The sequence below is a fragment of the Microvirgula sp. AG722 genome (genome assembly GCF_003269145.1).
Taxonomy (GTDB): domain Bacteria; phylum Pseudomonadota; class Gammaproteobacteria; order Burkholderiales; family Aquaspirillaceae; genus Microvirgula; species Microvirgula aerodenitrificans.
The window spans coordinates 1-25,818 of sequence record NZ_QLTJ01000014.1 but is presented as its reverse complement, the minus strand read 5'-3'; the positions used below and the strand labels follow the sequence as shown (position 1 = coordinate 25,818).

At 65.0% G+C, this 25,818-nt stretch carries 23 protein-coding genes; 15 read left to right on the top strand and 8 right to left on the bottom strand.

What is annotated here, in order from left to right:
* The first annotated feature begins 1 nt into the window (after position 1).
* A complete protein-coding gene (locus DFO50_RS15015) occupies positions 2 to 979 on the top strand; it encodes a LysR family transcriptional regulator (protein WP_107888491.1) in 978 nt (325 codons plus the stop codon).
* A 134-nt stretch (positions 980 to 1,113) separates the two neighbouring features.
* Here the strand turns inward: DFO50_RS15015 and DFO50_RS15010 are convergent, their stop codons facing one another.
* Positions 1,114 to 1,296, bottom strand: a complete 183-nt coding sequence (locus DFO50_RS15010; RefSeq protein WP_107888489.1) for an autotransporter outer membrane beta-barrel domain-containing protein — start codon at positions 1,294 to 1,296, stop codon at positions 1,114 to 1,116.
* 264 nt (positions 1,297 to 1,560) lie between these two features.
* Here DFO50_RS15010 and DFO50_RS15005 point away from each other — a divergent pair, with 264 nt between their 5' ends.
* Positions 1,561 to 2,025, top strand: coding sequence for a GNAT family N-acetyltransferase (locus DFO50_RS15005; RefSeq protein WP_107888488.1), 465 nt, complete (start codon positions 1,561 to 1,563; stop codon positions 2,023 to 2,025).
* Positions 2,026 to 2,032: 7 nt separating this feature from the next.
* Here DFO50_RS15005 and soxR read toward each other — a convergent pair whose 3' ends face one another.
* Positions 2,033 to 2,536 carry a redox-sensitive transcriptional activator SoxR gene (gene soxR / locus DFO50_RS15000; protein ID WP_276324994.1) on the bottom strand — a complete coding sequence of 168 codons (504 nt, stop codon included), beginning with the start codon at positions 2,534 to 2,536 and terminating at the stop codon, positions 2,033 to 2,035.
* Between the two features lie 94 nt (positions 2,537 to 2,630).
* On the opposite strand from soxR, the gene DFO50_RS14995 reads away from it, so the two are divergent.
* The 3 genes from DFO50_RS14995 to DFO50_RS14985 are packed head-to-tail and all read left to right on the top strand — an operon-like array spanning position 2,631 to position 8,276.
* Positions 2,631 to 3,749: an efflux RND transporter periplasmic adaptor subunit gene (locus DFO50_RS14995; RefSeq protein ID WP_112692806.1), complete on the top strand. Its 1,119-nt coding sequence runs from the start codon at positions 2,631 to 2,633 to the stop codon at positions 3,747 to 3,749.
* A 2-nt stretch (positions 3,750 to 3,751) separates the two neighbouring features.
* Positions 3,752 to 6,829 (top strand): efflux RND transporter permease subunit, encoded by a 3,078-nt coding sequence (locus tag DFO50_RS14990; protein ID WP_112692805.1) that lies wholly within the window; start codon positions 3,752 to 3,754, stop codon positions 6,827 to 6,829.
* Positions 6,822 to 8,276, top strand: coding sequence for an efflux transporter outer membrane subunit (locus DFO50_RS14985; protein ID WP_112692804.1), 1,455 nt, complete (start codon positions 6,822 to 6,824; stop codon positions 8,274 to 8,276). Before DFO50_RS14990 ends, DFO50_RS14985 begins: the two co-directional genes overlap by 8 nt.
* Before the next feature lie 139 nt (positions 8,277 to 8,415).
* Here DFO50_RS14985 and DFO50_RS14980 read toward each other — a convergent pair whose 3' ends face one another.
* Positions 8,416 to 10,041 (bottom strand): methyl-accepting chemotaxis protein, encoded by a 1,626-nt coding sequence (locus tag DFO50_RS14980; RefSeq protein ID WP_107888486.1) that lies wholly within the window; start codon positions 10,039 to 10,041, stop codon positions 8,416 to 8,418.
* Positions 10,042 to 10,800: 759 nt separating this feature from the next.
* Here DFO50_RS14980 and DFO50_RS14975 point away from each other — a divergent pair.
* Complete coding sequence (locus DFO50_RS14975; protein WP_199489849.1) at positions 10,801 to 11,007, top strand: glycine zipper 2TM domain-containing protein; 207 nt, start codon at positions 10,801 to 10,803, stop codon at positions 11,005 to 11,007.
* Positions 11,008 to 11,244: 237 nt separating this feature from the next.
* Positions 11,245 to 11,487, top strand: a complete 243-nt coding sequence (locus DFO50_RS14970) for a hypothetical protein (RefSeq protein WP_146745115.1) — start codon at positions 11,245 to 11,247, stop codon at positions 11,485 to 11,487.
* 58 nt (positions 11,488 to 11,545) lie between these two features.
* Here the strand turns inward: DFO50_RS14970 and DFO50_RS14965 are convergent, their stop codons facing one another.
* From DFO50_RS14965 to DFO50_RS14950, 4 genes are all read right to left on the bottom strand, one after another.
* Positions 11,546 to 11,902 (bottom strand): phasin family protein, encoded by a 357-nt coding sequence (locus tag DFO50_RS14965; protein WP_028499843.1) that lies wholly within the window; start codon positions 11,900 to 11,902, stop codon positions 11,546 to 11,548.
* A 278-nt stretch (positions 11,903 to 12,180) separates the two neighbouring features.
* Positions 12,181 to 12,786 carry an isoprenylcysteine carboxylmethyltransferase family protein gene (locus tag DFO50_RS14960; protein ID WP_051528971.1) on the bottom strand — a complete coding sequence of 202 codons (606 nt, stop codon included), beginning with the start codon at positions 12,784 to 12,786 and terminating at the stop codon, positions 12,181 to 12,183.
* 61 nt (positions 12,787 to 12,847) lie between these two features.
* Positions 12,848 to 13,057 (bottom strand): DUF1508 domain-containing protein, encoded by a 210-nt coding sequence (locus tag DFO50_RS14955; RefSeq protein WP_233495277.1) that lies wholly within the window; start codon positions 13,055 to 13,057, stop codon positions 12,848 to 12,850.
* Positions 13,058 to 13,347: 290 nt separating this feature from the next.
* Positions 13,348 to 14,175 (bottom strand): carboxylesterase, encoded by an 828-nt coding sequence (locus DFO50_RS14950; RefSeq protein ID WP_112692803.1) that lies wholly within the window; start codon positions 14,173 to 14,175, stop codon positions 13,348 to 13,350.
* A gap of 189 nt (positions 14,176 to 14,364) precedes the next feature.
* Here DFO50_RS14950 and DFO50_RS14945 point away from each other — a divergent pair, with 189 nt between their 5' ends.
* The 8 genes from DFO50_RS14945 to DFO50_RS14910 all read left to right on the top strand — a co-directional run bounded on the left by DFO50_RS14945 (position 14,365) and on the right by DFO50_RS14910 (position 23,547).
* Complete coding sequence (locus DFO50_RS14945) at positions 14,365 to 15,051, top strand: response regulator (RefSeq protein WP_028499846.1); 687 nt, start codon at positions 14,365 to 14,367, stop codon at positions 15,049 to 15,051.
* Between the two features lie 3 nt (positions 15,052 to 15,054).
* Positions 15,055 to 16,362, top strand: a complete 1,308-nt coding sequence (locus tag DFO50_RS14940) for an ATP-binding protein (protein ID WP_028499847.1) — start codon at positions 15,055 to 15,057, stop codon at positions 16,360 to 16,362.
* A gap of 212 nt (positions 16,363 to 16,574) precedes the next feature.
* A complete protein-coding gene (locus DFO50_RS14935) occupies positions 16,575 to 16,784 on the top strand; it encodes a hypothetical protein (RefSeq protein ID WP_036386396.1) in 210 nt (69 codons plus the stop codon).
* A gap of 192 nt (positions 16,785 to 16,976) precedes the next feature.
* A complete protein-coding gene (locus tag DFO50_RS14930; RefSeq protein ID WP_158537477.1) occupies positions 16,977 to 18,218 on the top strand; it encodes a TolC family protein in 1,242 nt (413 codons plus the stop codon).
* 49 nt (positions 18,219 to 18,267) lie between these two features.
* Complete coding sequence (locus tag DFO50_RS14925; RefSeq protein ID WP_028499850.1) at positions 18,268 to 19,332, top strand: HlyD family secretion protein; 1,065 nt, start codon at positions 18,268 to 18,270, stop codon at positions 19,330 to 19,332.
* Positions 19,311 to 21,257 (top strand): ATP-binding cassette domain-containing protein, encoded by a 1,947-nt coding sequence (locus tag DFO50_RS14920; protein ID WP_028499851.1) that lies wholly within the window; start codon positions 19,311 to 19,313, stop codon positions 21,255 to 21,257. Before DFO50_RS14925 ends, DFO50_RS14920 begins: the two co-directional genes overlap by 22 nt.
* On the top strand, positions 21,254 to 22,408 hold the full coding sequence (locus tag DFO50_RS14915) for an ABC transporter permease (RefSeq protein WP_028499852.1): 1,155 nt from the start codon (positions 21,254 to 21,256) through the stop codon (positions 22,406 to 22,408). Before DFO50_RS14920 ends, DFO50_RS14915 begins: the two co-directional genes overlap by 4 nt.
* Complete coding sequence (locus DFO50_RS14910) at positions 22,405 to 23,547, top strand: ABC transporter permease (RefSeq protein ID WP_028499853.1); 1,143 nt, start codon at positions 22,405 to 22,407, stop codon at positions 23,545 to 23,547. The genes DFO50_RS14915 and DFO50_RS14910 overlap by 4 nt, the downstream gene beginning before the upstream one ends.
* 74 nt (positions 23,548 to 23,621) lie before the next feature.
* Here DFO50_RS14910 and DFO50_RS14905 read toward each other — a convergent pair whose 3' ends face one another.
* Positions 23,622 to 25,256, bottom strand: a complete 1,635-nt coding sequence (locus DFO50_RS14905) for a methyl-accepting chemotaxis protein (RefSeq protein WP_028499854.1) — start codon at positions 25,254 to 25,256, stop codon at positions 23,622 to 23,624.
* Positions 25,257 to 25,818: the final 562 nt, after the last annotated feature.

Sequence of the window (25,818 nt, the reverse complement as noted above, 5' to 3'; positions counted from 1 at the left end):
TATGAATAATATCAATCCCGTGCAGTTGCGGCGGCTGGATCTGAACAGTCTGGTGGTGCTGCACACCCTGCTGACGACCTGCAGTGTCAGCGCCAGCGCGGAGAAACTCTGCCTCGGACAACCGGCGGTCAGCCATATCCTCAAGCGCCTGCGGCAGCGGACCGGGGACCCGCTGCTGTACCGCCATGGCCGGGGCATGGTGCTGACGCCGCTGGCCGCGTCATTGCTGCAGCCGCTGACGCAGTGGCTGCAACAGGGCCAGCAATTGTTGCAGCCGCAGGCTTTCGATCCGGCAACGGCGCAGGCAAAGGTACGGCTGGCCATGCCGGATCTGCTGGAAGTCGCCCTGTTGCCGGCCCTGATCATCCAGTTGCAGGACTGCGCGCCCGGCCTGCAACTGGAAGTGCAGGCCATGTCATCCGCCGAGGTCGGGCAGGCGCTGGAAAGCCAGCGCATCGACTGCGCGATCGGCTATTTCCCGCATCTGACATCCCGGCTGCAGCGGCAAACGCTGCTGGTCAGCCGTTTTGTCTGTCTGCACCACCAGGACCGGCTGCATCTGCCGGCGACCTTGCGCGCGGCGGACCTGGCCGATGTGCCGCATGTCTACACGTCCTATGCCGGCGACAGCGCCAGCATGGTTGACGACTATCTGCACCAGCATGGCCTGCAACGGCGGATTCTGGTCAGCATGGCCAGCCTGCTGGCCATTCCCGCCTTGCTGGAGCAACTGCCGGCGGTATCGGTGCTGCCCGACGTGATCGGACAGGTCGTCAGCCAGCGCAGCCACGGCCTGCAGCTGAAGCCGATCGCCGATGCGGACCTGTCCATCGGGGTCGAACTGTTGTGGCATCCCGGGCTGGAGGCGGACCCGCTGCAGGCATTCCTGCGGCAGCAGATCTGCCGTCAGGCTGCGCTGCTGCAGGCGTCGCTCGACCGGGCCGGGGCGGCTTGCCGCTGCGACAGGTCTTCCGGATAGCCGGTGCGCCGCAGCACGTCGGCGGCGGGCAGCCGGTATTGGGCATCCATCCACTCCGGATGGTTCGGGACCTGTGCCGAGAACGTCGACAGAAGCGCATCGGCGCCGCTCTCGGTGTAGGGCTGGTCGCGGATTCAGGTGTAGTCGGCGCGAACCGACGGCGTGAACGAGGTGTGCTCGCGCAGCATCAGCGTGCGGCCGAGGCCGATGCCGGCATGGGCGGTGGTGGCCTTGTAGCCGGCGACGCCGTCGCGATCATCCTGGTTGGCCCAGGAGCCGAACGGCTTGACCCAGACGGTGCGGTGCATTCTGTTCATGTCGGGTTCCGGTTTATTCGAACGGTATAAGCGACTGGGACTGTAATGAAAAAATGACGGCTGGAACTGAGCGAATCCGAGCAACGGCAACCCGGTTTAACACCGGAGAACAAGGGATAAAACATCGCGCCGGCGGTGAGGTCGCCCGCCCGGCCTTTTTTATCCGGTTATTTTCAGGTATCATGCTGATGTATTTCCGGATTATTAAATTATTGTTTTAATAATCCGGCAGATTTCCAATAAAAATTTGATTGCAGTCAGGTAATGAAAATCGTCAGATTGTCCAGTCGTCCGGATCTGATCCCGGAGATTGTCAAACATTTGCACGCTGAATGGTCAGCTTTCACCAACTGGTCGAATCCGGAAAAAATCAGGCAGCGCTTTCTGAAGCGCAGCCAGCCGGAAACGGGAGAAACCTGTTTTGTCGCCCTCGGCGATGAAAAGAAACTCCTCGGTACCGCCAGCGTGCTGCAGCATGAAATCAAGGAAATTCGCGAAGGCACTCACTGGATGAGTGAGGTGTATACCTGCCCGGAAGCGCGCGGCAAGGGCATCGGTACCGCCCTGATCGAGAAATGTGTCGATTATTGCCGGGCGCAGAATTTCAAGGATATTTATCTGTATACGCCGGACCAGCAGGCGCTGTACCGCAAGCATGGCTGGCGCGCCGTCAAGTCGATTGAATATGACGGCGAGCAGGTTTCCATCATGAAGCGCACGCTGGCCTGAGTCACCCTCAGCCCGGGTCGAGCAGACGCGGGCCGGCGCCTTCGCGCGACACCTCGTCGCCCGGGTTGCGCAGCGGGCAGTCGGTCAGCGACAGGCAGCCGCAGCCGATACAGGTGCCGAGCTGGTCGCGCAGCCGCTGCAGCCGCGCGATCCGGTCATCCAGCACTTCGTGCCATCCGGCAGACAACTTCGCCCAGTCCGCCGCGCTGACCGGGCGGTCGTGCGGCAGGCAGGCCAGGTGTTCGCGGATTTCCGCCAGCGGAATCCCGGTGCGCTGCGCCACCTTGATCACCGCAATCAGCCGCAGGACCGCCCGGGGATAGCGGCGCTGGTTGCTGGCATTGCGCCGGCTGGTGATCAGGCCCTGGGCCTCATAGAAGTGCAGTGCGGACACGGCGATGCCGCTGCGGGCGGCAACCTCGCCGACACTGAGTTCGCGGGCGAACTCTTCTGCCGTCATCGGCACGAAGGGCCCGGTGGACAGATCGCGTCGCACTGATCGCTTTGGCATGAAAAGTTTCCCGTTCCAGTATGTGGGCACTTTACCTCAAGCAAGGTTGAGGAAATAGAGTGCCGGCTACTGTTATGCCGAACGGAAGCCATTCATGGTCGATCAACCCGATATCTCTCCCCGTCCACGCCTTTCCCGCGCCGCGCTGGGCGCCACCCTGGTCCTTGCCCTGCTTGCCGCCGGCCTGTCCGGCTGGCGCCAGTGGCGGCACCCTGCGTCCGCTCCGCAGCCGGCGACACCGGTTGCCGTGGTCGCCACCGTGCTGCAGGCCGGCGATGCCCCCGCCGTGCTGGATGCGGTCGGTTCGCTGCGCGCGGTGCGCGAAGTGGTGCTGGCTCCGGAATCCGCCGGCCGGGTGACCGGTCTGCACTTTGCCTCGGGCACCCGGGTCGCGGCCGGCGACCTGCTGGTCCAGTTGTATGACGCGCCGGAGCGGGCCGATCGCGCTGCCGCGCTGGCGCGGGTCCGGCTGGCGCAGACCCTGCTGGCCCGCTCGCGGCTGCTGGTACCGACCGGTGCCGAGCCGAAAGAACTGCTGGAGCAGCATCAGGCCGAGCTGGATCAGGCGCAGGCCAGTGTGCAGCAGCTTGATGCGCGGATTGCGCAGAAGCAGATCCGGGCGCCATTCCCCGGCGTGATTGGCGTACGCCAGGTCGACCTTGGCCAGTACCTGAATCCCGGTGACGCCATTGCCGCCCTGGCGAATATTGACCGCCTGTACGTCGATTTCTCGATCCCGCAGCAGGCCCTGGCGCAGGTGCGGGTCGGCGCCACGGTGCGCGTGGCGGCGGATGCCTGGCCGGGGCGGGCGTTTGTCGCCACGGTCAGTGCCATCGAGCCGCGGGTCGATCGCGATACGCGCAATCTCCGGCTGCAGGCAACGCTGGACAACGCCGGCGGCGCGCTGCGACCCGGCATGCATGTCAGCGCGGCCCTGCAATTGCCGCCGGAACGCCAGGCGCTGGTACTGCCGGCGACGGCAGTCCAGCTGTCGGCGGCCGGTGACAGCGTGGTGGCGATCCGTGGCGACCGGCCCCGGCAGGTGGGAACCGCCGAGCGGGTGGCAGTCACGCTGGGCCGGCGTATCGGTGACGACGTCGTGGTGACGCGCGGACTCCGCGCCGGCGATGTGGTGGTGACCGAGGGCCAGCTGCGCATCCAGCCCGGCGCGGCGCTGCGGGTCAGCCGGCTGGTCGGCGCGGGGGGGCACTGAGCATGCGCTTTACCGATCTCTTTATCCGCCGTCCCGTCCTGTCTCTGGTGGTCAGCCTGATGCTGCTGCTGATCGGCGGCAGTGCGCTGTTCTCGCTGCAGGTGCGCGAGTACCCGAACATGGAAAGCGCGACCATTGTTATCGACACCCGCTTCCCGGGTGCCACCCAGGCGGTGATGCAGGGCTTCGTGACCACGCCGATCGCCCAGGCGGTGTCGACGGCCAGCGGCATCGAGTACCTGTCGTCCACCTCGACCCAGGGCAAGAGCCAGATCAAGGCCAAGCTGGTGCTGAACGCCAATGCCGACCGGGCGATGAGCGAAATTCTGGCCAAGGTCCAGCAGGTCAGGTACCAGTTGCCGGAAGGCGTCAACGATCCGGTCATCAGCAAGATGACTGACGGTGCGTCGGCCATCCAGTACGTGGCCTTTACCAGCGACACGCTGGGTGTGCCGCAGATGACCGACTTTGCCGTCCGCGTGGCCCAGCCGCTGATGACGTCCGTGCCCGGTGTGGCCTCGGTCGACCTGTTCGGCGGCCAGGCGCTGGCGATGCGCATCTGGGTGGACCCGGCGCGGATGGCAGCGCGCGGGCTGACCGCACCGGATGTGGCGGCGGCGCTGCGCGCCAATAATGTGCAGGCGGCACCGGGGCAGTTGAAGGGCCGCGACACGGCGATCAACCTGATGGCCGGTACCGATCTGACCAGCCTCGACGATTTCCGCAAGATGGTGGTCAGGCAGGGGAGCGGGGGACTGGTCCGCCTCGGCGATATCGCCACGCTCGAAATCGGCGGCCAGAATTACAACAGTACCGCCAGCAGCAGTGGCCGGCCGGCCGTGATCCTGGGCATTTCGCCGACGCCGGACGGCAACCCGCTGGAGATTGTCCGGGCGGTCAAGGCGCTGCTGCCGGCCATCCAGCGCGTGGCCCCGCCGGGGATGACCGTGTCCAACCAGTTCGACGTGGCGCATTTCGTCAATGCGTCGATCGACGAGGTGATCCACACCCTGATCGAGGCGGTCGCCATCGTGATCGTGGTCATCTTCCTGTTTCTGGGCTCGTTCCGCGCGGTCATCATTCCGGTGGTGACCATCCCGCTGTCGCTGATCGGCACGGCGGCGCTGATGCTTGCCTTCGGCTTTTCGCTGAACCTGCTGACGCTGCTGGCCATGGTGCTGGCCATCGGCCTGGTGGTCGATGATGCCATTGTCGTGGTCGAGAACATCCACCGTCATATCGAGGACGGGCTGTCTCCGGTGCGGGCGGCGCTGGTCGGCGCGCGCGAGATCGTCGGACCGGTCATTGCCATGACCCTGACCCTGGCCGCGGTCTATGCGCCGATCGGGCTGATGGGCGGGCTGACCGGTGCGCTGTTCCGCGAGTTTGCCTTTACGCTGGCCGGCTCGGTCATTGTCTCCGGGCTGGTGGCGCTGACGCTGTCGCCGATGATGAGTTCCTGGCTGCTCGATGCCAAAGTGAGCGAAAGCCGGCTGTCACGGCGGGTCGAAGCTGCCATGGGCCGGCTGACCCGGAACTATGACCGGCTGCTCGGGCAGACGCTGGCCGCGCGACCGGTGGTGCTGATGGTCGGCGCGGCGGTGCTGGTGGCCATTGTCGTGCTGTTCAACGGCAGCCGGCGCGAGCTGGCACCGTCCGAGGATCAGGGCTATGTCTTTGTCCAGGCCAGGGCGCCGCAGTACGCGAATATCGACTACACCCAGCGCTATTCCGGCCAGATCGAACAGCTGTTCAAGTCGCTGCCGGAGTATGCGAGCAGCTGGTTCACCAATGGCACCGACGGCGCCAACAATGCCTTTGGCGGGGTGCTGCTGACGGAATGGTCGGCGCGCGACCGCAGCGCGGCGCAGATCCAGACCCGGCTGAATGCCGACGGCGCCGCTGTCACCGGTGTGTATGCGGCAGCCTTCCTCGGCGCGGCGCTGCCTGCCGGCAACGGCGGCCTGCCGGTGCAGATGGTGTTGCGTTCGCCGGATGATTTTCCGGTGCTGTATGCCGCGATGGAAAAGATCAAGGCGGCGGCCTGGGGCAGCGGTCTGTTCGCCTTCGTCGACAGCGATCTGGCCTTCGACAGCCCGGGGGCGCGGATCCGCATCGATCGCGAAAAGGCCGGCGAGATGGGAGTGACGATGAGCGCCATTGCCGACACGCTGGCGATCCTGGTCGGCGAGAACTACATCAACCGCTTCAACTGGCACGACCGCTCCTACGACGTGATCGCCCAGGTGCCGCGCGCGCAGCGGCTGGCGCCGGACAGCCTCGGGCAATTCCATGTCCGCGCCGCCTCGGGGGCGCTGCTGCCGCTGTCCACCGTGGTGGGCTTCGACATGCACCCGGAAGCCAACCGGTTGCCGCAGTTCAACCAGATGAATGCGGCCACGCTGTCGGCGGTGCTGGCGCCCGGCGTCACCATGGGCCAGGCGGTGGATTTCCTGCAACACCAGCCGATTCCGGCCGGCGCCAGCATCGACTGGCAGGCGGACAGTCGCCAGTACGTCAGCGAGGGGAACCGGCTGACCGTGTCTTTCCTGTTTGCGCTGGTGGTGATCTTTCTGGTGCTGGCGGCGCAGTACGAATCGTTCCGCGATCCGCTGGTCATCCTGGTCACGGTGCCGCTGGCGGTGTGCGGGGCCCTGGTGCCGCTGTACCTCGGCTTCAGCACACTCAATATCTACACCCAGATCGGCCTGGTCACCCTGATCGGCCTGATCTCCAAGCACGGTATTCTGATGGTTGCCTTTGCCAATGAAATCCAGAAACACGAGGGGCTGGACCGGGTTGCGGCGATCCGCAAGTCCGCCGCCGTCCGCATGCGCCCGATCCTGATGACCACGGCGGCGATGGTGGCCGGGCTGGTGCCGCTGCTGTTTGCCAGCGGCGCCGGTGCGGCCAGCCGGTTCGCCATCGGCATCGTGGTGGTGATGGGACTGCTGATCGGCACGCTGTTTACCCTGTTTGTCCTGCCGACGGTCTATTCCTTCCTGGCCCGGGATCACCGGGCGGCGCACGACAGCCTGCGGGCGCGCGAACTTGCCGTGGCGGAGGTGGCCCATGACTGAGCGTCCGATCGTTTCCCGCCGTAGCGGCAGCGGGCTGCTGGCTGCACTCGTCATGACTGCGGCAGGCTGCGCCAGCGGGCCGGACTACCGGGCCGCGGCCGTGCCGGCAGCGGCGACCGGCGCCTTCGTGTCGCCGGCAACCCGCGCCGTGGCTCACGGGGCCGAGCTGCCCGACGACTGGTGGCGGCTGTACGAGGACGCATCGCTGGATGCCCTGGTGCAGACTGCGCTGGCAGCCAACACCGACCTTCGCATTGCCCAGGCCAATCTCGACCGGGCACAGGCGATGTTCCGCGAGGCACGCAGTGCGCAGTGGCCGGCCACGACCGTCAGCGGCAGCGCGCAGTATGGCCGTGACGCGGCCGCATCGTCCGGCCCGGGCCGGGCGCCGGTGCAATGGTCGTACAGCGGCGGTCTGCAACTGGCTTATGAAGTCGATCTGTTCGGCCGGGTTCGGCGCGATATCGAGGCGGCGCAGCACGACGCCGGCAGCATGGCGGCCGCCCGTGATGCGGCGCGGGTCGCCGTCGTGGCGGAAACCACTCGTGCGTATGTGGAGGCCTGCACGCTCGGCGAGTCGATTGCCATCGCCCGCGAGTCGGTGACGCTGACTTCGCACAGTCTGGAACTGGTCACGCAGAAATGGCAGGCAGGCTCGGCATCCCGGCTCGATGTGGAACGGGCCGGCGCCAGTGCCGCGCGGGCACGGGCGGCACTGCCCCCGCTGCAGGGGCAGCGGCAGGCGACGCTGTTCGAGCTGGCCGCGCTGCTCGGCCGTCCGCCGGCCGCCGTGCCCGGGACGGCGGCGCAATGCCTGCAGGCACCGGTGCTGCGTGGCCCGATGCCGGTCGGGGACGGTGCGGCGTTGCTGCGCCGGCGGCCGGACATCCGCCAGGCCGAGCACCGGCTGGCGGCAGATACTGCACGGATCGGCATTGCCGTTGCCGATCTGTATCCGCGCATTACCCTGGGCGCGACGGGCAGCCGGCTGCGCAACGACGCAGGGAACCAGGACTGGTCATTCGCCCTTGGGCCCTTGATCAGCTGGCACTTTCCCAATGTGATGGCAGCACGCAGCCGTGTCGGGCAGGCGAAAGCCCGGACGGCCGCCTCGCTGGCCGCCTTCGATGGCACGGTGCTGACGGCGCTGAAGGAGGCCGAACAGGCGCTGACGATCTATGACGCGTCGCTGTCGCAGCATGAGGCGCTGCGCGATGCACGGGACCGTGCCGGCCGGGCATACCGACTGGCTGATCAGCGCTGGCGGGCAGGTGCCATTGCCTATCTCGACGTGCTGCTGGCACAGGCCGACCATGTCGAGGCCCGCGCCCGGCTCGCTGCCTCTGCCCTGCAGGTCGGCAACGACCGGGTCACGCTGTTCAGGGCGCTGGGCGGGGGGTGGACGGCGGCGGCGGTGTCGCCGTACCCGCCTTCCAGCGATAGATGAAAAACAGGGCCATGCCGTGCCGGATGAAACATTTGGCATGGTAGCCGCTGGCACGGAGCCGCGTCACGGTGTCGTCGTCCAACCGGGTCATGACCATCACTGTCTCCTTGAAAGGAAGCCATTCCGACCGCGCTCGCCGCTATACCTGGAACTGGGCGATGGTGGTCAGCATCCGCTGCGCCTGATCGTTCAGGTTGGCGGCGGTGGCCGAGTTGTTCTGCGAGCTGGAATGGCTTTCTTCGGCCATCTGTGCCACGCGTTCGATCTGCTGGGCGATGCTGGTGCTGGCCAGCGACTGCTCGCGCATCGAAAACGAAATCTCGGAAATCTGCTCGACGGCACCGCTGGTGCGCTCGAGGATGCGGTTGATGGCCTCGGTCGCCTGGTTGGCCGAGCTCATGCCGGTTTCGACCTGGGTGACCACACCCTTCATCGAGGCGACCGTCCGGTTGGCGTCTCCCTGCATCGACTGCACGGTGGCGGTGATTTCCTGGGTCGAGATCGCGGTGCGTTCGGCCAGCTTGCGTACCTCGTCGGCGACCACGGCGAAGCCGCGGCCGGTTTCGCCGGCACGGGCGGCTTCGATCGCTGCGTTCAGCGCCAGCAGATTGGTCTGGTCGGCGATGTCCTTGATCACATCGATCACGGCGCCGATCGACGTGGTCTTTTCCTGCAGCTTGACGATCTGCTCCGCGGCCAGCTTGACGCTGTCCGAGGTGCTGCGGATGGCACTGATGGTCTCGCCGATCACGGCGGCGCCCAGGGTGGCTTCCTCGCCGGCGGCGCGGCCGCTTTCATCGGCCTGGGCCGAGCGGTCGGCAACGTGGTTGACGCTGACCGTCATCTGTTCGACCGCCGCCGACATGCTGGAGGTCGATTCGCTGACCTGTTCGACCGCCTGCGACATCTGTTCCGACGAGTCGGCGACCGCCGTGGCGTGCCCGCCGACTGCCTGACCGATCCGGGTCAGTTCGACAAAGCTGGTCTGCAGCATCTGCAGCAGCTGGTTGAAGCGGGACGCGATATGGGCGATCTCGTCCGTGCCGCTGTCGTCGACGCGCAGGGTCAGGTTGCGTTCGCTGGTGATGGCGACGATCTTGACTTCGAGCTTGCCGAGCGAGGCCTTGACGCTGAACGCCACCCACAGACTGGAACCGGTAATCACGGCCAGCAGTGTCAGCCCCAGCGCCAGCAGCGTCCATTTTGCGTTCTGGCCGGCCTGCACGGCATCGAGGCCGGACTGGGTACCGAGGGTCTTGTTGAACTCGACCAGCTTGTCGATGGCGGCATAGGCATCGGCGGCGACCGGCGTGATCTTGTCCTTGCTGAACTGCAGCGCAGCCGCGTTCCCTTCCACCGTGCCCTTGCCGGACAGCGCCAGGAAGTCGGCCATCGACGCCTGCCATTTCTTCAGCGCCGCCAGCGTCGCCTCGACATTGGCGCGATCCTCATCGTTGATGAGCAACGTGCTCTTGTAGGTGTTGAGGTCCTTCAGCAGCGTGTCGACATTGCTCTGGATACCCTGTTCTGCCTCTTTCTTGTCGGCGGGATCCAGGCTGGCGGCATGGATCATGGCCTGCCGGCGCGCCTCGATGTAGTGGGCCTTGACCTCTTCTGCGATGACCAGCGAGGGCTGGGCATTCTGGGTGGCATCGATGATGCGCTGATCCACTACTGCCATTTGCACATACAGCGTGCCGAGCATGGCGACCAGGCCAATGAGACTGATCGCCGCCATGCCATACAGTTTAGTCGAGATTTTCATATAGCCACCTTCAATAAGTGGGGAATGACGGGGGCTGGCCGGCAATGAGTGCCCGATGCTCAGTCACTGAGAAAAAGGAATAAGCGGGAAGGGCATTGACGTGTCACGCTACGCGCATGACATTTAATTTATCAGCATCGTTACGCTCTGGTAAACCGTTTGCTGAATATTTTTTTTCACCGCTGTCACGCGCCGTTCATAACGACCGTATTTGGGTAAAAGCCCTGTCCCTATTGGCCTGATTGTCAATTTTTATCTGCCTGACTACAGCATGCATCTTGAAACTTAGGAGCGGAACAGCTGAAATTAACTACCTGAATATTCTGTGTTACAAAATTTTCATTCAAGATCAAAAGTGAATTGCCAGTCAGCAATGGCCATGAAATCGGCCAAATGTTGAAAGTGCAAATATAACGGCCGTTACCATTGCCTGGAGGCCCTGCCGGGGAGGGCGGGTCCGGTCCCGCTGCCGTCTGCGGCCACCGCGCTGTGCATGCCGTTCAGATACAAATGGTAACGTCCGGTGCGCTAGCGCACAGACACGCGTTCCGGCCTGTGTCAGTAATGGTTTCACTCCTCCGCAAGGCATCACAACCGTCGTGCCGCGGGGTCGGAGACTGGCGCTCGGGGAACGTTGCCGTCCGTCCGGGGTCTACCTGACAGGGACGCCCGGGCGGCCCATCCATTCAGGATGGAGAGGAGAGACGTGCCGGGTGCCAGTGCCGGAAACTCAACAGAAGAGGTGTAACCATGAAAACCATGAACAAACTTGCGCTGGGTACCGTCGTCGCAGCCATGCTGCTCGGCCTTGGCGGCTGCGCCGGCATGTCGAAGCAGGGCAAGAGCACGGCAGTCGGCGCCGGTATCGGCGCGGTCGGCGGTGCGGTCCTGACCAATGGCAGCGCACTGGGCACCATCGGCGGCGCGGCGGTCGGCGGCGTGGTCGGGCATGAGGTCGGCAAGTAGCCACATGATGCGCGGCAGGCAGCGACGCCACGCTGCCTGCCGGTGACCGCCCTCATGGGCAGTTGCGGGCCGGTTTGCCGGCCAGTGGAAGTCTCCCGTTTCTGGATGGGAGGCTTTTTTGTTTGCGGGCCGGAATCCGGCGCGACGAAGAATGCAAAAGCTTGACCGATGTCGTAGTCCGGGCTTGACGCTTCAGTTGTAATCCCGCTCCTTGATGACCATGCCATGGGCGGGCTGATGAAAGCCGAGCTGATTCTCGAACTGATGGGGCGGGTTGAAACGCCACCGGTGCGGCTGGAATGGCTGATGACACTTTATGCGCAGCAACTCGAATCGCTGGCCGGGCGGTTGAGCGAAGAAGAGATTTTCCAGTGGATCGCGCTCGGTGCGCTGATCGTCGATGCGCGCCGTCGCGAGGGGGCGTCGTGGGATACCGTGCAGCACCTGCTTGGCAGGCTGGGGCGGGAACCGATGGTCTGAACCGGGCGGCGCAGCCCGCCGCGCAGGGGAGCAACGGGCTTTGCCGCGCAGGGGAAGCTTACTTCTTGTTCGAGCTCGCGGCGCCGTCTGTCCGGGGGATTGGCGACGTTGCGGTGACATCGAAGATTTTCTTGTTCATGTCGTTGAAGGTTTCGTAGATGGCGTTGGTCGTTTCCATCGTTTTCTCGAAGACCGGGACCGACTGCAGGCCGGCGAAGCCTCGCGCGGCTTCACCATTGCCACTTTGGCGGAGACTTTCCGCCGAGTGATTGCAAATCTCTCTCATCAGATTGAGCTGGAGCTGGGTGATTTTCTCTGCACATTCAATGCCGATGTTCGATGCTTTCAACATTTTCTCGAATTGCGTTTGATAAATGCCGGCCCATTGCTCAAAACTGTGCAGTTGATTTTCCATAATGCCTCCTGGTCATGATGTAATCATGTGATGAATATTTTCCCTGATCACATGTAATAGGCGCGAAATAAACCAACTCCCCCATGGCGGGCGGGGCCACCATGATCTCGCGTACAAAAAGTATAGAAAGTTTTTCCGGCCCTGCCCCAGTATTTGGCTATATGCGGCAGAACGGTCATGCATGCAGGCAATGGCGGCGTGAGCGTGGCGAAAACCCGGTTTTCGCCACGAATAATCAATGCGGGCAACCGCTCCGGCCGGAATAATGGCCGTGCGTATTACAGCCAGCGGCGTACATGCTGGCAATATTTGACGTAGTGGGCACCATGCTGTGCCAGTAAATGTCGCTCTTCGAGCCGCACCTGGACCTGCATCAGGATTTCCCCGGCAACCAGCAATGCCAGCGTTGCCGCAGACGGAAAGACCAGCAGCAGGCCGATCTGGTTGACGCGCATGGCCAGATAGATCGGGTTGCGCGACAGACGGAACAGGCCGTGGGTGACCAGTGCCGTCCTGCGCGCGTGGTCGATGCCGATGCGCCATGACGCCCCCATCTGCAGCTGTGCGAGCAGCAGCCAGCCCAGGGCGACCAGCAACAGCAGCCAGCCGGCTGCGCTGACCCATGGCGACTGCAGCGGGACGTAGGCGCCGAGCCAGTACGGAGCGGTCGGCAGCAGGGCGATCACGGATACGGTCAGGCCACTGGCGAGCAGCAGCATTTTCGAGGCGCGCGCCACGTAGCCGTAGGCGTCGGCGCCGGCGGTCAGGACGACCGGGTTGATGCCGGTGCGCCGGTAGGCAACCAGTGCGCGCCAGACCACCGACAGCAGGAAGAAAACCAGAGAGTAGATGAGCAGGGCGCTCGGCGGGAGCCAATAGTGCATGTACAGTCCGTGTTCGATGGAGTGAGGGATCGATCCGCGTCCCGCCGTTGCCGACTGTGACTCAGGCGTCCAGGCAGAGCGCGTCTTCGCGCTCGATTACCGGCGTGGCAGACAGTGTGCTCTTGACCAGTCTGATGCCATGCTGGCAATCCCCCTTGTTCCGGTAGCCTTCGCCGGAGTCGGCGACGATCTGGTGATCCTCTGCCAGCAGGCGCCAGCGCCAGTCGCCCATCTGATCCTTGTACATCACGAAGTACATAGCAGCTCCCATGATTTCGGGTTTCAGGACAGGTCCGCCAGATGGCGGCCGGGACTGTGCCGGCGGGTCGATGGTGCGGCGGGCCGAGGGGCCAGACTCGGTGAGCGGCCGTGACTGTAATAAAAATGTCAGGGCTGGAACTGAGCAAATCTGAGCGTCGGCAGCCCGGAAATGATGCATCCGGCATTCCCAGGGCACGATTTTACGGTATCAGGTTTTCTTTTGTCATTTTTTGATGGCGTTTGCATGCCGTAGTGGCATGGCTGGCCCGCTCCGCAGCGGCCTTGCCGGCCGGGCAGCGTTCAGGCGCAGGCTTGTTCGGCGACCGGCTGCGCGGCCAGGCCGAGACCGAGATGGGCGAGAACTTTTCTGGCGACCAGATGGCGGTCATTGTCGACACAGATCATGTGATAGCTGTTTTCAAGCACATCCATCCGCGCCGTCTGCGCGCCGATGCGACGGACCAGCAGCTCGGCCGAGCGCAGGCTGGTCAGTTCATCCTCGCGCGAGTGGATGATCAGGGTCGGGCTGCGGATATCGGCCAGCGAACGCTTGACCCAGCCGCGCAGCCGGTCGACCTGGCGGATGCACGACAGCGGAATCCAGCCGTAATGGAACGGATGATTCTGTGCGAACTGCTGGCAGACCATGCGGCGGATGCGGGCATTCTTGACGCCGAACGGCTCTGCCTCGACCACCCGCATCCGGTTGGCGAGTCCGCCCGGCAGGCGATAGACCAGATGGCGCAACGCGCGATACCACGGCATCGACCAGTCATCGATGAACACCGGCGGCGCCAGGGCGACCAGATTGCCGTTGTGATGGTGTTCGCGTTTGGCGACTTCGATCACCAGCAGGGCGCCCAGACACATGCCGACCAGATGCAAAGTCCGGTAGCGCGGCAGCAGCTCGCGATAGGTCGCACTCACGGCCTCGACCCAGTCCTCGGCGGTGATGCCGAGCAGGTCTTCCGGCTGCAGGCCGTGGCCGGGCAGGGTCAGGGTATGGGTGTCGACGCCGGTCTGGCGCAGTGCCTTGTAGACCGCGCCAAGATCGAACTCCGTCCCGCCCAGTCCATGGACGAGCAGTACGCCAACGGGAGCGCAGGCGGGAGCCGTGATCGGCAGCATGGAAGAATCCTTGCCGGAGTGATGAATGAGCCATGATAAAAGTCGCCGGGGTCAGGCTTGTGACGAACCTGTATGTGAATTGTTAAAAACTATGAAAATGACAATTGTGGCGTTGACGCTGATGCAGGCCTGCCAGTAACGTGATTTCCAATTGCAGCTTTATGAATGCCGTCGCGGCAGATAGTGGATATGGGCAAAATCCTGATCGTCGAGGACGATCTCAAACTGGCCCGGCTGATGGGCCGGTTTCTTGAACAACACGGCTTCGAGGTGGCGGAATGCCACCGCGGTGATGAGGCGACCGAAGCCTGCCGGCGTTTTGCGCCTGACCTGATCGTGCTCGACCTGATGTTGCCGGGACGGGACGGACTGCAGGTCTGCCGCGACGTGCGCAGCTTTTCGATGACGCCGATCCTGATGCAGACCGCGCGCGAAGAAGATGTCGACCAGATTCTGGGTCTGGAGTCCGGTGCCGACGACTATGTGATCAAGCCGGTGGAACCGCCGGTATTGCTGGCGCGCATCCGTGCGCTGCTGCGCCGGCCGTCGATGGCCGTGGCCGATTGCCTGCGCTTCGGGCCGCTGACCATCGACCGCGGCAAGCGCGTGGTCGTGCTGGACGGCGGCGAGGTGGAGCTGAGCACGGTCGAATTCGAGACCCTGTGGGCGCTGGCCAGCCATGCCGGCCAGGTGCTGTCGCGTGACGACATCATGAACCTGGTGCGGGGCATCGATTTCAACGGTCTGGACCGCAGCGTGGACGTTTGCGTCAGCAAGCTGCGACGCAAACTGAATGACGATCCGCGCGATCCGCGCCGGATCAAGACCGTCTGGGGACGGGGCTATCTGTTCAGCACCCCGGACTGGGGTGTCTGACGCATGCTGAAGTTTTTCCTGCGGCTGTACCTGTTGCTGACGCTCGGTTTCGCCGCGTCCTTGCTGCTGATCGACAAGGCGGCCAACGCCTACTTTGCGCCGTATGTCGAGCAGTTCAACCGCGAGGCGGTGCGCGGCCAGCTGTATTCGCTGCAGCAGGAATTCGAGCAGCGTGCCCCGTCGCAGCGCGAGGCTTTCCGGCGTGAACTGCAGCCGCATTACGGTCTGTCACTGTCGCTGGTCGATGCCGACACTTTCCCGGCCAGTGCCGACGAGCGGGCAGAACTGCGTGCCGGCCGTTTCGTCCCGCGCGACGAATTTGCGGAGTACCTGGTGCCGCTGGCCGGCGAGGGCAAGCCGCAATGGCTGCGTGTGGTCCTGCCGCAGGAGCCGGCGCTGAGCGATGTGCTGCTGTTCGGCGTCTATCTGGCACTGGCGGTCATGGTCGGCATGGTGCTGTTTATCTGGGTCAAGCCGATGTGGCACGACCTGCAGGCGCTGAAACTGGCCGCCCAGCAGGTGGGGGAAGGCCAGCTCGGCGCCCGCGCCCGGGTGTCGAAGCGCTCGAACATTCGTGATCTGGCGCGGCATTTCAACCAGATGAGCGAGCGCATCGGCCGGCTGATCAGCAGCCAGCGCGACCTGACCAATGCGCTGTCGCACGAGATCCGTACCCCGCTGGCCCGGCTGTCGTTCGAACTCGACATCCTGCGCCGCGAGGAAGACCCGGTCGCCCGACTGGCCCTGATCGAGGAGATGGTCGGTGATGTGCGCGAGCTCGACGACATGGCCACGGAGCTGCTGGCCTATGCGCGGCTGGAACATCGCGGCACGGCGCTGACGGTGGCGCCGGTCGAACTGCGGGCCTGGCTGGAATCGCTGGTCGAGCAGGTCGCGCTGGAAGCGTCCGCCCGTGGCGTCGAATGCGTGGTGGTGTCCTGCCCGGACGGTCAGGCTGAATTTGATGCCAGAGTCATGAGCCGGGCGACCATCAATCTGCTGCGCAATGCGATCCGCTATGCGGGACGGCGGGTCGAGTTGCGCATTGCCGCCTGTGCCGACGGCTATGTGCTGCATGTCGATGATGACGGCCCTGGCATTCCGGCCGAGGCGCGCGACCGCGTCTTCGAGCCGTTCACCCGGCTGGACGAGAGCCGTGACCGGACCACCGGTGGCTTCGGTCTTGGTCTGGCCATTGTCCAGCGTGCCGCGCAATGGCATGGCGGTCAGGTGGTAGTGACCGCGTCGGCACTCGGTGGTGCGTCGTTCGCGCTGTCGTGGCCGGCGTGCCCCGGTGCGCTGCACGACTGATCTGCCCTCTGTCGCTGCAGGTAATGACTTCGGCATGACTTGTCGTGAAAGTCTGCCGGGACGGAAAAAGGCGCTGGCGAACCCGGCAGGCCCTGCCATTCGTCGCATGCTGCCGCCCGACGCGCCGCGTGCGCTTGGCTTGCCGGCGGACGGCTGCTAGAGAGGAAAAGGGACCGGCGTTCGCCCGGCTCCTGTCTCGGGGGAAAACGACAATGAAACCGTCGATAGTGCTGCTGGCGCTGTCGCTGACCGGCTGCGCGTTCGCGAGTTACCAGAACGGGCAGGTCAGCGTGTCATCATTCGGAAATGGCTGTGCCGTGGTCCGGCACGACAGCGAAGTCGTGGCGTCCTGCGCCCGGGCCGTCGACATCGGACCGATCACCAATCCGCCAATCCAGCCCGGAGCGGCACCGGCTGAATAGGCCGCCGCCGGTCCGCCGGACCGGGAGGGTAAACCGGGTAATAGGTATGTGCTATTGACCAAAATCAACCCAAGGTCATGCTAATGACCTAAGATGAAGGTTCTGCGTTCCTGACTGCCCGGAAGGTCCGTGTTGAGCCCGAAATTCGTTTTACTCTCTTCCGCCCTGTTTCTGGCCGGTTTGCCGCCCGCGGTGTCCGCTGAAAACCTTGATGACGCCTGGCGGGCCGCGCTGTCCGCCAATCACCGGCTGGCGGCCCAGTCCGAGTCGACTGCCGCCGCCGAGCGCCAGCTCGACAGCGCCAGGGCGACGCGTCTGCCGACCCTGTCGATCGATGCGTCCTACTACGCACTCGACAATGCCCCTTCCGTGCGCAACAGCATGTCGTCGGTCGGCCTGCCGCTGCCGGGCAGCGTGACCCTGCCGATTGCCGACGACCATGGCTGGGTCGGCCAGGCCGGCATTACCCAGCCGCTGTATACCAGTGGCAAGATCAGCAATGGCATTCGTGCCGCCGAGGCCGGCCTTGATGCGGCGCGCGCCGACGAAGGTCGTGAGCGGCTCGACGTCAAGCTGTCGGTGGCAGAAGCCTATCTCGACGTGCTGCGCGCCGATGCGGCGCAAGAGGTGGCGCGGCAGTATGTCGACAGCCTGGAACACCATCGTCGCGACGTGCAGGCCCTGCTCGACAAGGGCCTGGTCGCCCGCGCCGACCTGCTGCAGGTCGATGTCGCGCTGGCCGATGCCCGCCAGCGGCGCATCCAGGCCGACAACCGCGTGTCGCTGTCCCGCGCGGCCTACAACCGGCTGCTGGACCGGCCGCTGCAGCAGCCGGTGTCGCTGCAGGACATGGATCTGCCGCGACCGCAGCGTTCGCTGCTTGAATGGCAGCGCGATGCGGCGCTGAAACGCGACGAGCTGCAACAGCTCGACGCCACCCGCCGCGCGCTGACCGCGCAGGCGAAAAGCCAGCGCGGCGATGCCGGGCCGCAAGTCGGCCTGTTCGCCAAACACCTGTATGTTCAGAACCCCTACCTGGTCAATGAGCACATCAACGCTGTCGGCGTGGCAGTGAGCTGGACGCTGTTCGACGGCGGGCTGGTGCGCAACCGCGCTGCCGCCAGCGAGCGTCAGGCCGCACGCGCCGCCGACCTGAAGGCCGATGCCGAGAGTGCGATCGCGCTGCAGGTCCAGCAGGCCTGGTCGCTGGAGATCGAGGCCGATGCGCGGCGCGGCGTGGCGCAGAGCGGCGTGGCACTGGCTGACGAGAGCCTGGCGATCCAGCGTGACCGCTACGCCAACGGCCTGGCCACCCAGAGCGACGTGCTGGACGCGCAGGCGCGCCGTGCCGATGCGCGCCGCAATCTGCTGAATGCCCGCTACGACCATACCCTCGCCGTACTGCGCCTGAACCGCGCGGCAGGGCAACTCTGATCGACTTCCGCCCGCGATGGCTGCGCGGGCGCGACGACAAGGAAACGGAATGACCGTCGACAAACGCAAAATCCTGACTGCCTCGCTGATCGTGCTGATCCTCGTGGTCGCCGGTGCGCTGTGGTATGCGCAACGCGACTCGGGTCTGCCCGACGGGCTGATCCAGGCCAATGGCCGGCTGGAGGGTGACCGGGTTGCCATCTCCAGCAAATTCGCCGGCAAGCTGCTGGCGCTGCGGGTCGGCGAGGGCGATACGGTCAAGGCCGGTCAGGTGCTGGCCGTGCTTGACGACAGCCAGATCGCGGCGAAGAAGGCCCAGGCCGATGCGGCGGTGGCCGCGCTCAGCGCGCAACTGGATGCGGCCCGCCAGGGGCTGGCGGTGCTGGAAAAGGAAGTGCCGCTCGGCATCAGTGCCGCGGCGGCGGCCCGCGACCGCGCGGCGGCCTCGTCGGCGCAGGCGGCCCGTGACGCGCAGCGCTATGCCGAGTTGCTGGAGCGGGGCTCGGTCGACCGCCATCGCGCCGAGCAGATGGCGCTGGGCGCCACGGCGGCGCGCACCACGCAGATCGAAGCCGAGCAGCAACTGGCGCAGGCCAGGCTCGGTGGCGACAAGGTAGCGGCACGACGTGCCGAGGTCGCGGCGCTGGCTGCACAGAAGGCGCAGGCAGTGGCCGCACAGACCGAAGCGCAGTCGGTGCTGGACGACCTGACGCTGAAGGCACCGGGCAGCGGCACCATTACCCGCAAGCTGCGCGAGCCGGGTGAGACGCTGGCAGCCGGCTCGCCGGTACTGGAACTGGTCGACCTCGACCGGCTGTACCTGAAGGTGTATGTGGCCGAGCAGCAGATCGGCAAGGTCAGACTCGGGCTGCCGGCGCGCATCTACACCGATGCCTTCCCGCGTGAACCGTTCAGCGCCCGGGTCAGCTTTATCGCCAGCCGCGCCGAATTCACGCCGAAGGAAGTGCAGACGCCGGACGAGCGGGTCAAACTGGTCTACGCCGTCAAACTGGCGCTGGATGCGAACCCGACCCACCGGCTGACGCCGGGGCTGCCGGCCGATGCCGTGATCCGCTGGGACGACAAGGTCGAATGGCAGGCACCGCGCTGGTGACCGCCATGAACGACAATGCCGTGACCCTGCGCGGCTTCGGCAAGCGCTATGGCAAGACCGTGGCGGTCGATGGCGTCGACCTCGATATCGCCCGTGGCGAGATTTTCGGCCTGATCGGCCCGGACGGCGCCGGCAAATCCAGCCTGATGAAGGCGGTGGCCGGCGTGCTGACCTTCGACAGCGGCAGTATCGACGTGTTCGGCACCCGCATCGACTCGGAGCGGGCGGCGGAGACCATCAAGGCCCGGCTCGGGCTGATGCCGCAGGGGCTGGGGCAGAACCTGTACGGCGACCTGTCGATCGAGGAGAACATCGACTTCTTTGCCCGGCTGCGGCTGGTGCCGGCCGACGTGCTGGCCGAGCGCAAGAAGACCCTGCTCGGCATGACCCGGCTGGACCGCTTCCGCAACCGGCCAATGAAGCAGCTGTCCGGCGGCATGAAGCAGAAACTCGGTCTGGTGTGCACGCTGATCCATGCGCCGGACCTGGTGATTCTCGACGAACCGACCACCGGGGTCGACCCGGTGTCGCGGCGCGATTTCTGGACCATCCTCGCCGAACTGCTGCACGAGCAGGGCATTACCGCGCTGGTGTCGACCGCCTATCTCGACGAGGCCAGCCGCTTCCAGCGCATGGCCATGCTGCATGGCGGGCGGGTGCTGGCATCGGGCACGCCGGCCGATATTCACGCGCTGTCCCCCGGCGCGGTGGTGACGCTGGCCAGCGACGATCAGGTCGGGGCACTGGCGCGACTCAAGCCGCAGTTTCCGCAGTCCGAGGCACTCGGGCCGCAGCTGCGGGTGTTTGTCGATGATGCCGGGCCCGGACCGGCCGGCGAGCAGGTGCTGGCCGCACTGGACGGCCTGCCGGCACAACTGCTCGACTGCAGCGATCCGGAGCTGGAGGACATCTTCGTGGCGCTGCTGCGCCGGCGCGGGCTGGCCGATCTGGGCGACGGCGAGGCCGCACCGGCCGGTACGCGGGGGGCGCGGCCGGAAGGCATCGCCATTGCTGCCGATGCGCTGACGCGTGATTTCGGTGAATTCCGTGCCGTCGATGCGGTCAGTTTCAGCGTGCCGCAGGGCGAAATCTTCGGACTGCTGGGGGCCAATGGCGCCGGCAAGACCACGGTCATCAAGATGCTGTGCGGCATCATGCCGCCATCGGCCGGCTCCGGCGCGGTCGCCGGCGCCGACATGCGCAGCGCCGGGCGGCAGATCAAGGAACGCATCGGCTATATGTCGCAGGCGTTTTCGCTGTACCTGGACCTGACCGTGGCCGAGAACATCCGGCTGTACGCCGGCATCTACGGGCTGGACCGGGTGCAGACCGCCGAACGGCTGGACTGGATCATCAATATGGCCGGCCTGCACGGCTACCAGACCATGCTGGCCGCCGACCTGCCGATGGGCCTGCGCCAGCGGCTGGCGCTTGGCTGCGCGCTGGTGCACAAGCCGCAGGTGCTGTTTCTCGACGAGCCGACCTCGGGGGTCGACCCGGTCGGGCGGCGCCAGTTCTGGGACATCCTGTTCCGGCTGTCGCGCGTCGACGGCGTGGCCATCCTGGTCACTACCCACTACATGAGCGAGGCCGAGCACTGCGACCATATTTCGCTGATGTTCGCCGGCCGGGTCGTTGCCGACGACAGCCCGGCCGGGCTCAAGGCCGACCTGACCCGCGAGGCCGGTGAATTGCTGGAAATCACCGACCCGGCACCGGCCGATGCACTGGCAGTGGTACGCGAACTCGGCTTCGCCGACGCGGCGCTGTATGGCCCGAAAATTCACGCTTTCAGCCGCGATGCCACTACCGACGGCCGCCGGCTGCGCGAGCGCCTGCCGCAGGCCTCGGTGCGGGTGCGGCCGGTGTCGATGGAGGATGTGTTCGTCCATCTGGTCACCCGGCTTGAAGGAGCGAGGACATGAACCGCCAGCGCATTGTCGCCGTCGCCTACAAGGAATGGCGCGAGATCGTTCGCGACCGGCTGTTCTTTGCGCTGGCCTTTGTCGTGCCGGCGCTGCTGATGGTGCTGTTCGGCTACGGGCTGTCGTTCGACGTCGAGCACGTGCCGATGAAGGTCATCGACTACGACCGCAGTGCTGCCAGTCGCGACTACATTGCGCGCTATACCGCGACGCCGTATTTCGACCTGATCGGCGGCACGCTGGACGAACGTGCGGTCGGCGAGCAGATCGCCCGCGGCGAGGTCCGTGCGGCGCTGGTGATCCCGCCCGGCTTCGGCCAGGACATGGCCGCCGGGCGCGCCGTGTCGGTGCAGACCTGGGTCGACGGCACGTTCCCGAGCCGCGCACTGACCATCAAGGGCTATCTGACCGCCATCAACGCCAATGCGACCAGTGACCGGCTGGTCGAGCTGCTCGGTGCCTCGCGCGGCATCGGCGAGGCCGACGCCCGTGCGCTGCTGCAGCCGATACGGCTGGAAACGCGCTATCTGTACAACGAGCGGGTGGTCAGCATCTGGTCGCTGGGGCCGAAACTGATCATGCTGATCCTGATGCTGTCGCCACCGTTCCTGACCGCGCTCGGTGTGGTGCGCGAAAAGGAGAACGGGTCGATCTTCAATATCTATGCGTCCAATGTCAGCCGCGGCGAGTTCCTGATCGGCAAGCTGGCGCCGTATGTCGGCATCTCGTCGCTGAATATCGTCATCCTGTGGCTGATGGCGGTCCTGCTGTACCAGGTGCCATTCAAGGGCTCGTTTGCGTTCTTCCTGTTCTCGACACTGATCTACGTGATCTGTACCACCGGCATCGGTCTGGTGGTATCGGTACTGGTGCGCACGCAGATGGCGGCGATGATCGTGACCATGATCGTGACCATGATTCCGGCGGTGCTGTACTCCGGCCTGATCATTCCGGTCGCCTCGCTGGGCAGTGCCGCGCGGGTGGCGGCCGATCTGCTGCCGGCGCAGTACTACACCAATATCGTGGTCGGCTGCTTCCTCAAGGGGGTCGGCTTCGCGGCGCTGTGGCCGGATCTGCTGATCCTGACCGTGTACGCGCTGCTGCTGTTCGGCGCCGGCTACGCCCTGTTCAGCAAGAGGCCATCGACATGAGAGCGCTGCGTATCTGGATCTGGCGGCTGGTGGTGATGGCGGAAAAGGAAATGCGCCAGCTTGGGCGCGACCGCATTCTGCTCGCCTTTATCGTCTACGCCTTTACCGTCGACATTTTCCTTGCCGCGTCCGGCGTCACCATGCAGTTGAGCAATGCGGCGACGGTGCTGGTCGACAGCGACCGCAGCGCGACCTCGCGCGAGCTGGCGTCGCGTTTCCAGCCGCCATACTTCCGCCAGGACGGCGTGCCGCGCCGCTCGGACGACGCCCAGCGCGAGCTGGACAATGGCAAGGCAATGATTGCGCTCGACATTCCGCCGAACTTCGAGGCCGATCTGGCCAATGGTCGCCAGACCTCGGTGCAGATGCAGGTGGATACCACCAACTCGGTGCTCGGTTTCATGGCCGCCAGTTATGGCGCGCGCATCGTCGGTGCCTTCGGTCTGGAGCAGGCGATGGCGCGGCTCGGACTGGGCGGTGGCGGCGAGCTGCCGACCGTCAGCAACGAATTCCGGGTCTGGTTCAACCAGGACCAGAACGACAGCTGGTTCATGGGCATTGCCGAACTGCTGAATATCGTCACCGTGTTCGCCATCCTGCTGCCGGCGGCGGCGATGGTGCGCGAAAAGGAGCGCGGCACCATCGAGCAGTTGCTGGTCAGTCCGCTGTCGTCGGTGCAGATCCTGCTGCCCAAGGTGCTGGCGATGACCACAGTCATCGTCGCCGGCGCGGTACTGGCGCTGTACGGGGTGCTGGTGCCGCTGTTCGACGTGCCGATCCATGGCAGCGCGGCCCTGTTCTTTGCGCTGACCGCGCTGTACACCTTCACCACTGCCGGCCTCGGCCTGTTCGTGGCCACGGTGGCGCGCAATCTGGCCCAGGCGGCGATGCTGTCGATCCTGATCCTCGCTCCGGTGCTGTTCCTGTCCGGTACCTGGACGCCGCCGGAAGCGCTGCCGTACTGGCTGGCCGAGCTGATGAAGGTGTCGCCGCTGCACTACTTCCTCGACGCCTCGTTCGGCGTCTTGCTGAAAGGGCAGGGCGCGCAGGAACTGTGGCGCTCGATCGCCGGCATGCTCGGCATCGGCGTGGTGGTGTTCGGCTTCGGGCTGTACCGCTTCCGCCGCCAGTTCGGGTAGCGGCAGGCGCTGCGTCGACATGAAAATGGCGGTGGACCGGTCCGGCCCACCGCCATTGTCCTTGCGGCCGTCTGCTAGATCCTGAACGCCGCCACGCTGGCATCCAGCTGGTTGGCCAGTTCGGCCATGCGCTGCGAGTGCTCGGCAACCCGGTGCACGTCGAGCATGTTGCGCTCGGCGATCTGGGCGACCGATTCCAGATGCTGCGCCACTTCCTGGCTGGCGACCTTCTGCTGGTCGACCGACACGGCGATATGGTGACAGTCGCCCTCGTTGCGGCTGGCGACCTGCTCGCCGTCGCGCAGCACTTCCGCTACCGACTCGACGAAACCGCGGCTGTTGGCCAGCGACTCCAGACCATGGGCAATGGTCTTTTCCAGCTCTTCGGTCTGGGTATGGATGGCGGTGGTGATGCGGTTGATCTCGTCCGCCGAACTGGCCGACTTTTCCGCCAGCTTGCGCACTTCATCGGCCACCACGGCAAAGCCGCGGCCCTGCTCACCGGCCCGCGCCGCCTCGATCGCGGCGTTCAGCGCCAGCAGATTGGTCTGGTCGGCGATATCGCGGACATCGCCGGTCATCGACGAGATCTTGCGGCTGTTGGACAGGAAGTGCTGGGCGGTTTCGGCAATCGCCTCCACCGTGCGTTCCGCCTCGTAGACCTGCTCGACCAGCGAGGCCAGCCGTTCGCTGCCGATTCGTGCCGAGCTGAGTGTTTCCGTGGCCGACGCATGCAGGCTGGTGGCGGCGGTGGCGACGGCGCCGATGCTGCCGGTCAGCTCCTCGACCGAACTGGCCGAAGTCACTGCCGCACTGGTCTGCGCCGCCGAGGCATCCAGCACCTGGCTGGCCGTGCTTGCCAGTTCCCTGGCCACTGCCTTCACCTCGCCGGCACTGTCATGCACGGTGGTGACCGAGCGCGTCAGTTGCCGGGTCATGCTGTCCAGTGCGGCCAGCAGGCGGCCGGTTTCATCGCGTCCTCCCTTTGGCACCGCCACGCTCAGATTGCCGGCCGCGACCGCATCGGCCACCCGCATCGCCTGCTGCAGCGGCACGGTAATGCTGCGGGTGATGGCCCAGGCGAGGAAGGCGCCGATCAGCACCACGGCCGACGTGGCCACGGCACACAGGATGACCGCCTCGTTATAGGCTTTCAGGCCGCGCGCGCTGGCTTCTTCCAATTGCTGGTTTTCCAGCACCGCGAGCTGCTCCAGCGCCTCGCGCCACGGTCTGACTGCCGGCACGACATCGTCTTTCATGATGGCTTTCCACTGATCGATGTCGTTGGCCAGCCCGGCGGCGACCAGCTTGTCGATCAGGGGCGCGGCGCGCTTTTCCTGTGCGACCACCAGGTCCACCAGTTCGCGCTGCTTGTCGCTGCTGCCGGCGCGCTGACCGATGCGGGTGACCAGGCTGGCCTGTTGTTCGCGGTAGCTGGCCAGCTGCGCCTGCAACTGGTCGGCGGCGTTCTTCTTTTCTTCCGGCGTGCGACCGAGCATCACGTCACGGTACAGCGTGCGCTGCATCTGCAAGCGGGTATTGAGGTCGGTCAGCAGGCGACCGGCCTCCACATGGTCGTCCGCGATGGTCGAAATGCTCGATCGCAGCGCGTTCAATTCGCCGAACAACAGGATGGACAGCAGGATGACCATCCCGCCCAGACATGAAAAGGCGACGAACAGCCGATGGCCGATGCGCAGTGCTTGCATTGAGGGTTCTCCGGTAAATGCCACTTAAATATTTCTATGTGGTTTGTTGTTATATATTTTTATGTTATTTGAATGACCATTCTAAACGAATGGATAAATAAATGTGTCATTTTCCTGTGCCGGGGGGAGAGTCTGGCGCAGATGGGGCGTTGCCCCGGCAAGGCGTTTGCCCAGCAGACGCGGGGCATCCGGGCCCGCCGTCGTCCTCCGGCGTGGCAATCCGGTCATAACAATGAGATCATATTCAAAATTCATTTTTATTCATAAATGAGTTGTCTGTGCCGATATAGCGGCACAGTGAGCGCCTTCCTCACGTCGCAACCGCGGACCCGTGTTTCCGGCAGGAACCCGCGTCCCGGCCGGGAGGGAGACAACGCACTGGTTTGACAAGTTGATGGAGGCCGGGTCCGGCGCTCCGCATCACGAACGAGGAAACTCCGATGAAGTCTCTGCGCAGCAGAATGGTTGCGTTTGTCATTCTGATCATAACGCTGCTGTCCATCCTCTTTTGCGTGGTCGTCTACAGCAAGATGAGCAGCGCGCTGCTGTCCAGCGTGCATGG